The following is a 5,702-nucleotide window of genomic DNA, read 5'->3' as shown; positions in this document are numbered from 1 at the left end:
ACCCCCCGCGACATCGCCAAGCGTCCGCAACGCCCCCGCCAGCTCCGGCAGAGGAACCGACGCGAGCCCGAGCCTGACGCACCGGGAGGCGGGCGCCGGGGTCCATGACGGTTCCGGCCGGCCCGGCGGTGGGGAGTCGTGCCGCCGGGACGGCGGCGGTGGGCGCAGGGGCGGTCTGTCGGTGCCGGCCGGTGACCCCGGGCCCCGCCCGGCCCCCACCACCGGCACGCTGAAGGCCGACCCCGGTGTCACCGCCACCCCCCGCGCGGCCGCCGCCGCGCAGAACGTGTCGGCTCGCCACGGCTCCGGGAGCTCCCACCACGCGTAGTAGGCCCGCGCGTCGCCCCGTACGGCGAACCCGGCGAGTTGCGCGGCGACCAGCCGTTGCCGTGTCGCCGCGTCGGCCCGCTTGGCCTCCGTCAACCGGTCGACCGTCCCGTCGCCGATCCACCGCGTCCCCGCCTCCAGAGCGAAGCGCGAGGCCGTCCAGCCTCCCGAGCGGAGCGCGGCCCCCATGCCCTCACCCCGCCCTTCCGGCACGACCAGAAATCCGACCGTGAGGCCCGGCGCCACCCGCTTGGACAACCCGTCGACCACGAACACCCGCTCCGGCGCGTACGAGGCCAGGGGTGACGCGTCCCCACCTGAGCCGTCCCCACCCGAGCCGTCCCCCGCCGGCGCCAGGAAGGACCAGATCCGGTCCTCGATCACCGGTAGGTCCAACTCCCGCACCACACACGCGAGTTCGGCCCGCCGCCCGCCGCTCATCGTCACCGACGTCGGGTTGTGCAACGTCGGCTGCACATACACCGCCGACAACGGCGCCGCCCGGTGCGCCGCCGCCACCGCCTCCGGCCGCAACCCCTCGCCGTCCGTCGTGAGCGGCACCAAGGTGACCCCGACGCGCCCGGCGATCTCCTTGACCAGCGGATACGTGAGGGACTCCACGCCGACCCGGCCCCCCGGCCGTACGAGACGGGCGAGGGTCGCGGCGATGGCCTGGCGGGCGTTCCCGGCGAAGAGGAACCGGTCCGGGGCCGGCCGCCAGCCGGCGGTGGCGAGCAGCCCGGCCGCCGCCTCGCGCGCGGCAGCCGTACCGGTCGCGGGGGCCGTGCGCAGGGCGTCCGTGAGCACGTCCGGCCGCAGCAGCGGCGCGAGCCCGGCGGCCAGCAGCTCCGACTGGCCGGGCGCGGACGGGTAGTTGAGCTCCAGGTTCACGGGCGCCGAGGTGGCCGGCTCGGCCAGCGCCCACCCCGCCGACACCGGCGGCGCCGCCCGTACGAACGTCCCGCGCCCGACCTCCCCCACCACCAGCCCGCGCCGCACCAGCTCCCCGTACACCCGCCCGGCGGTCGACCCGGCGATCCCCCGCCGCCGCGCGAACACCCGCTGCGGCGGCAGCCGGTCACCGGGCTTCAGCCGCCCGGACGCGATGTCGCCCGCGATGCGGTCGGCGATCCGCCGATAGTCACCCGTCATGCCCGCCCCACTCCACCGCGCCACTCCCCACATTGCACCGAGGGCAAAGATCTTATTGCACCGAGCAGTTGAGGGACTCTAGGGTCGAACCCATGACCACCTTCCTCGCATACGAGGACAAAGGGGATGCAGGCTCCGCCCTCCCCCTCGTCCTCGTCCACGGCCACCCCTTCGACCGCACGATGTGGCACCCGCAGATCACCGAGTTCGCGGCCTCCCGCCGCGTGGTCGCACCCGACCTGCGCGGCTACGGCGAGTCCCCCGTGATCCCGGGCATCACACCTCTCTCGGTCTTCGCCGAGGACATCGCGACGCTCCTGGACGACCTCGGCGTCGCCGAGTTCGTCCTCGCCGGCCTGTCCATGGGCGGCCAGATCGCCATGGAGTGCTACCGGAGGTTCCCGCACCGCGTCCGCGGACTCGTCCTCGCCGACACCTTCCCGGCCGCCGAGACCCCGGAGGGCAAGCGGACCCGGAACGCCATGGCGGACCGGCTGCTGCGCGAGGGCATGACGGGGTACGCCGACGAGGTGCTGTACAAGATGGTCGCGCCGTACGCGGACGCGGAGGTCGCGGCCCAGGTGCGCCGCATGATGACGGCCACCGCCCCCGAGGGCGCCGCGGCGGCCCTGCGCGGCCGCGCCGAGCGCCTCGACTACCGCGACCTCCTCACCCGGGTCACCGTCCCCGCGCTGGTCGTCGTCGGCGCGGACGACGAGTACACGCCCGTCGCGGACGCCGAGGCGATGCACGCCGCTCTCCCCGACTCCACCCTCCATGTCATCGACGGCGCCGCCCATCTGCCGAACCTGGAGCGGCCGGAGCGGTTCAACAAGGCGCTGCGGGACTTCCTGGCACGGCTGGACTGAGGCCGGGCACGCCACCGGCGTCCCTGGCGTCACCTGCGGCACCGGCGTCACCCGTTTGGCCTACACCGAGTGCGGCCCTCCCCCGGCGGCGTGACCATGCGGATGAGCTGTCCATCCGTTCGAGGAGGCCCTCATGGCCCAGCACAGCACCACCCCGCGCTCGACTTCCGCCTCGCAGGAGACACCGACCCGGGCGCCGGAGCACGACGCCGGCTCGGCGTGGGCCCTCGGGGGTCTGGTCTTCGCCGGTGTTCTCATGATGGTCATCGGCGTCATGGGCATCCTCAACGGCATCGCCGGGATCGCCACGGACGACGTGTACACGAACATCGGCAGTTATGTCTTCGAGTTCAGCCTCACCGCGTGGGGCTGGATCCATCTGGCCATCGGGCTCGGCGTCCTGGCCACGGGGTGGTTCGTCATCCAGGGCCGCGAGTGGGCCCGGGCGATGGGTATCGCCCTGACGTCCCTCGTCGCCATCGAGTACTTCATGTTCCTGCCCTACGCCCCCATCTGGTCCCTCATCTGCATCGCCATCGCGGTCTTCGTGATGTGGTCCCTGGCGACGTCCCCTGACCCCCGCGCCGACCACATGTGAGGCCGCGAACGCGTCGCCCGCCTGCGCGGCACCTTGGTCCGCCCCTCAAGCCCGGGGCCCGGACCGAACGGGAGTTGGAGGGGGCGGTGGGTACTCGCTGGGGGTGCGAGCACCCACCCCTTCACGAGACCGGCGTCGGACGTAGCGCCGGACCCGAGGCTCAGGTACGGCTCTTCCTCCGGGCCTTCTTGTACGCCTGCCACATCTCGGTGGCTTTCTCGCAGTGGATCCGCCCGTACCCACAGTCCGCGCACCCCGTGAGGTGGTTCATGAAGATTCCGTACTCCGACTCGCCCGGAAGGTGATCCGGGACCACGTACTGCTGCGGTCTGCGGAAGGTGCGCCGCTCCCGCTCACCGCCGCTCACGCCTTCCGCCGCTTCCGACGGGCCGAGTGGTGGTTGCGGATCTCGACGTTGAGGTCCGTGACGCGCGACAGATCGCCCCGATCGGCGGCCTCGCCGCGCTGCTCGACCAGCGCGGCGCAGACGCCGCAGTCGAGCGGCGACTCGGGCTCGTCGAGCGGTAGAGCGAGGTGCACGGGCGGGTCCATGGTCGTCTTCATCCCGAAGCCTCCGCCAGGTCCGAGGCCCTCGTCGCAGGACCGTCGCCTCGCGCAATTGACGACGTCCGTTCGGTGGCGACGGCGAGGATGCGGGCGATGCGTTCGGCGCACACCGTTTCGTCTCCGGCCTCGCCGATCTCGTAGTCGAAGCCGGTGACGTAGCGGCCGCCCTCGACGAGAATCTCCTCGGAGAGACGGCTGTTCAGGGGGTTCGTCACGTCCAGTCACCTCGCGCTGTCGTGCACGGTGACCCGGAGGCCATGCCTCTCCAGGTCACTGGCGAGTCTTTGCAGGTTGTTTGTGTCCACACACAGACGATCTCAACGGCGCCCCGTCGGACGGGATATGACAACCTATGACACGGAGTTGATCATGCGGGCGGTAGCCATCACAGGCACCCGGAACACCGGGCACCACACCCTCGACGAGTACGCCCGGATCTTCACCGACTACCTCAAGCCGTTCGCCCACGAGACGCACTTCTACATCGGCGGCGCGAAGGGCATCGACAGCCTCAGCCTGCTGTGGCTGGCCGGGAACACCGCTGCGGACCTCACGGTCGTAGTGCCCTGCACGACCAGCCATCAGCCTGCCGAGGCACGGCAGGCGATCGCCCGGACCCGTGACCGCATCAAGGAGATCGTCGAACTCCGAGCGCCCGAACCGAAGACACCCGCCTATCACGCCCGGAACCGGTGGATGGTCGATCACGCGAGTATGACGATCGGCTTCCCGCATCACGTCGAGGAGTCCTCCGGAACGTGGCAAACCCTCAACTACACACGAGATCAGGGGAAACCACGCCTGATCGTGCCCGTGTAGACGCTTCTTGCTCCACCATGACGATATGGACGATCGAGCTGCGGGGGCGGCACGGCTGAAGGCGTTGCGGCACCACCGTGGCCTGTCGCTCGCCGGCGTCGCCCGTGCCCTCATCGCTCTCGCCGACGAACTGCGCCACCCGGCCCTCCCGTCCGTGGCCGGCGTGCAGAGGTCCGTCGCCCGCTGGGAATCCGCGAAACCCGGCCTGCCCGACGAGCGGTATCAGCTGCTGCTCGCCCACCTGTACGCCCGTACACCTGCGGGCGAACTCTCCCTCGGCGCGGGCTCGGACTTCGTCGAGTACCTGCACGCCCTCGGCCTGCTCGGGGAGAGCGAGCGGCGCACCACCGAGCTGCGCGGCCTCGTCCTGCGGGCCGCCACCGACGAGGGCGGAGGGATGCTCGCTCTCCTCTCCCCGACCGTTCGGGCCGGACTCGCCGCGGCGCTCGCGGACCCAGGAAGGACGGAGGAAGGGACCATCGCGGGGCTGGCCTCCGTCGTCGCGGACGTCGACGCGGAAGTCGGTTCGCTGCCCATGGTCCGACTGCAACTCCTTCTCGCCCCCGCCGTCGAGACCTGCCGCCGCCTCCTCGACGGACCGGTCCCCGACCCGCTCGCCTCGCGGCTGCACGAGGTCGCGGTGGCCGCTACGGCGCTGGCCGGGCGGCTGGCCTTCGAGACCCGCGACGACGCGGCGTCCCGGGCCCTGTACGCGGAAGCGACACGGACGGCGGGTCTGCTGAGCGACTCGTGGCGACAGGCCGGTGTGCACATGAGCCACGCCCTGGTCACCCTGTACTCAGCACAGGGCCTCGACGAAGCGCGGCGCCTGGTCGACAAAGCCGTACGCGCGGCCCGCACAGGAGAGAGCCCGCTCGTCCGGGCGCGGGCACACGCGCTCCAAGCCGAAGTCGCCGCGCGGGCCGGGCAGAAACGCCAGGCGCAGGCCGCGCTCGGCCTCGCCTCGTACGACATCGAGGCCGACCACACCGGCGACCCGGCGCCCACCGCGTTCTCCCCCGGACATCTGCGGGGCTTCGAGGGCGTGTGCGAGCTGTACGTCGGCGACCCGGCAGCGGCACACGACCGGTTCACCCGGTCGGCCGAGACGCTGACGGCACCACGGGACCAGGTACAACGGGCGATCGTGACCACGGACCAGGCGCTCGCCCGGCTCCGCCTCGGCGAACCGCAGGCTGCGGCCGAGTTGCTGCACAAGTGCGTGTCCGCCGCGTCGACGACGGGCGGCCGGGTACCGGCGCTTCGCCTACGCCGGGCCCGGCGGGAATTGCGGCCGTGGCGGCGCGAAGAGTGGGTGGCCGATCTCGACGACCACCTGATGGATGTGCTCGGCGCGTAGCCGTAGAGCT

At 72.1% G+C, this 5,702-nt stretch carries 8 protein-coding genes; 4 read left to right on the top strand and 4 right to left on the bottom strand.

Translation table 11 applies throughout. From position 1 onward, the window contains the following. A partial coding sequence (locus I8N67_RS40720; RefSeq protein ID WP_200309351.1) for an aminotransferase-like domain-containing protein occupies positions 1-1,479 on the bottom strand: 1,479 nt, incomplete at its 3' end. A 92-nt stretch (positions 1,480-1,571) separates the two neighbouring features. On the opposite strand from I8N67_RS40720, the gene I8N67_RS40715 reads away from it, so the two are divergent. Together I8N67_RS40715 and I8N67_RS40710 are read left to right on the top strand one after the other, a co-directional pair. Then, a complete protein-coding gene (locus tag I8N67_RS40715; RefSeq protein ID WP_200309350.1) occupies positions 1,572-2,348 on the top strand; it encodes an alpha/beta fold hydrolase in 777 nt (258 codons plus the stop codon). Positions 2,349-2,481: 133 nt separating this feature from the next. Beyond that, positions 2,482-2,946: a DUF7144 family membrane protein gene (locus I8N67_RS40710; protein WP_200309349.1), complete on the top strand. Its 465-nt coding sequence runs from the start codon at positions 2,482-2,484 to the stop codon at positions 2,944-2,946. Between the two features lie 160 nt (positions 2,947-3,106). On the opposite strand, the gene I8N67_RS40705 is transcribed toward I8N67_RS40710, so the two are convergent. From I8N67_RS40705 to I8N67_RS40695, 3 genes are read right to left on the bottom strand one after another with little or no spacing between them, the layout of a single operon-like run. Continuing rightward, positions 3,107-3,313 (bottom strand): hypothetical protein, encoded by a 207-nt coding sequence (locus tag I8N67_RS40705; protein ID WP_200309348.1) that lies wholly within the window; start codon positions 3,311-3,313, stop codon positions 3,107-3,109. Beyond that, on the bottom strand, positions 3,310-3,510 hold the full coding sequence (locus I8N67_RS40700; protein ID WP_200309347.1) for a hypothetical protein: 201 nt from the start codon (positions 3,508-3,510) through the stop codon (positions 3,310-3,312). The genes I8N67_RS40705 and I8N67_RS40700 overlap by 4 nt, the downstream gene beginning before the upstream one ends. Beyond that, positions 3,507-3,728, bottom strand: coding sequence for a hypothetical protein (locus I8N67_RS40695; RefSeq protein ID WP_200309346.1), 222 nt, complete (start codon positions 3,726-3,728; stop codon positions 3,507-3,509). Before I8N67_RS40695 ends, I8N67_RS40700 begins: the two co-directional genes overlap by 4 nt. A 127-nt stretch (positions 3,729-3,855) precedes the next feature. Between I8N67_RS40695 and I8N67_RS40690 the strand changes: the two genes are divergently transcribed. Both I8N67_RS40690 and I8N67_RS40685 read left to right on the top strand, forming a co-directional pair. Beyond that, a complete protein-coding gene (locus I8N67_RS40690; protein ID WP_234047070.1) occupies positions 3,856-4,332 on the top strand; it encodes a DNA-processing protein DprA in 477 nt (158 codons plus the stop codon). A gap of 25 nt (positions 4,333-4,357) precedes the next feature. Then, entirely contained in the window at positions 4,358-5,692 is a 1,335-nt protein-coding gene (locus I8N67_RS40685) for an NsdA family TPR-like regulatory protein (RefSeq protein WP_200309345.1), read from the top strand. Positions 5,693-5,702 lie beyond the last annotated feature (10 nt).

The organism is Streptomyces adelaidensis, from assembly GCF_016598475.1.
GTDB classification, from domain to species: domain Bacteria; phylum Actinomycetota; class Actinomycetes; order Streptomycetales; family Streptomycetaceae; genus Streptomyces; species Streptomyces adelaidensis.
Note: the sequence above shows the minus strand (reverse complement) of the source record. Positions and strands in the feature narration are given on the sequence as shown.